The organism is Bartonella sp. CE47NXGY, from assembly GCF_042195415.1.
In the GTDB taxonomy this organism is placed as follows: Bacteria; Pseudomonadota; Alphaproteobacteria; order Rhizobiales; family Rhizobiaceae; genus Bartonella.
This window is the reverse complement of sequence record NZ_JBHIOI010000260.1, coordinates 1-621: the sequence shown is the minus strand read 5'-3', so window position 1 is coordinate 621 and position 621 is coordinate 1. Positions and strand designations below refer to the sequence as shown.

Genomic DNA, 621 nt, shown 5'->3' with positions numbered 1-621 from the left:
CTCTGCAATACCACCCTGATCATAATTCTAGTACCGAAGCAGAACAAAAATTCAGAAAAATTTGTGAAGCCTATGAAATTCTTAAAGATCCTCAAAAGAGAGCTGCTTACAATCAGTTCTATCATGAAACTTTTAAAGATAATGACAAGGCTTCTGAAAGTAATAAAAGCCGAGATAATATAGGTTTAGTGTTAATATCACCTTTAAAAAAAATAGCTGTCTTTGTCATTGCTCTAATACTATTTTTCGTAATATATATTGGCGGTACCATTATTATATTTCGGTATTTTGATTAGAGGAACTTAATGAAACAGAGTGATCTATAAATGTCTCTTCCGATTAACATACTTTGGTGATTTAGGTTAAAGATTCCAGCGTTTTTATTTGCAATAATGACCGCCTTAGCTGTTATTGCCGTTCCCTTCATATTCTATTGATAGTTATTTTTGTAAAATCTGAAGAGCTTTAAGATCAGTCCCACAGTGAATTCACAAGGTGTGGTAATTTTTGATTTTCTATAACAAGGTAGTGTAGAAAAACATAGAGATTATAATGTCTCTATCCGTTCTTTTCTTATTCTCCCGTTTCCTCCACCCCTCTATTTTTTTCCACAACCTGCCC

The 621-nt window shown here is 33.0% G+C and carries 1 protein-coding gene; it reads left to right on the top strand.

The window, feature by feature from the left end; genetic code table 11:
• Window positions 1–296: DnaJ domain-containing protein (locus tag ACFIL3_RS10985; RefSeq protein ID WP_375682297.1), on the top strand; the 296-nt coding region annotated here is incomplete at its 5' end.
• Window positions 297–621 lie beyond the last annotated feature (325 nt).